Below are 831 nucleotides of genomic sequence, written 5' to 3'. Positions count from 1 at the left end.
GCACATGGAACAGGTGCTGTCCTACATCCAGAGTGGCGTAGACGAGGGCGCTACACTTTTGCTCGGCGGCAGCCGTGTCACGGAGAACGGCCTGGGCAACGGCTTCTATGTCGCCCCCACGATCTTTTCCGACGTCACCCCGGATATGACGATCTTCCGCGAAGAGATTTTCGGGCCGGTTCTGGCTGTCACCCGTTTCGCCAGCGTGGATCAGGCGATCGCCTTTGCCAACGATACGAATTATGGACTCGGCAATGGTGTCTGGACGAAGGACATAGACAAGGCGATCCGCGTTTCACGCGAACTCCGCAGCGGGACGGTGTATGTGAACACCTTTCTCGAGACCGCTGTTCAGCTTCCGTTCGGAGGGTTCAAGGAGAGCGGAATCGGTCGTGAAAACGGCCTGGACGGATTGCTCGAGTTCACCGAGGTAAAGTCGACCTTTATCAAGCTAGGGCAGCGCCCGCACGCCTTGCCGCACACCGTGGCGAACTGACACGTAAGGAGTGACCCTCGGTGGTAGACAAGAAGACGTTCGATTACATCGTCATCGGCTCCGGCTCGGCAGGTTCGGTAATCGCTTCTCGCCTCGCCGAAGACCCTTCCACGACTGTTCTTCTTTTGGAAGCAGGGCCATCGGATCAGCATATCTACATCCGCATGCCGGCGGCCCTCGGCTTCCCGTTGATGAACGACCGCTTTAACTGGTTCTACAATTCGGAGCCGGAACCACATCTGCAGGGACGGATCGTTCATGAGGCGAGGGGGCGGGTGCTTGGCGGCTCGTCCTCCATCAATGGCATGAATTGGGTCCGCGGCAATCCCTGGGAC

2 protein-coding genes are annotated in these 831 nt (G+C 58.6%); both read left to right on the top strand.

The features are described from left to right. The coding region (locus EN780_RS35745) for an aldehyde dehydrogenase family protein (RefSeq protein ID WP_128276569.1) at positions 1-496 on the top strand (496 nt) is incomplete at its 5' end. 20 nt (positions 497-516) lie between these two features. After that, positions 517-831: GMC family oxidoreductase N-terminal domain-containing protein (locus tag EN780_RS35740; protein ID WP_189557068.1), on the top strand; the 315-nt coding region annotated here is incomplete at its 3' end.

Source organism: Mesorhizobium sp. M4B.F.Ca.ET.089.01.1.1 (assembly GCF_004022605.1).
GTDB classification, from domain to species: domain Bacteria; phylum Pseudomonadota; class Alphaproteobacteria; order Rhizobiales; family Rhizobiaceae; genus Mesorhizobium; species Mesorhizobium abyssinicae.
Note: the sequence above shows the minus strand (reverse complement) of the source record. Positions and strands in the feature narration are given on the sequence as shown.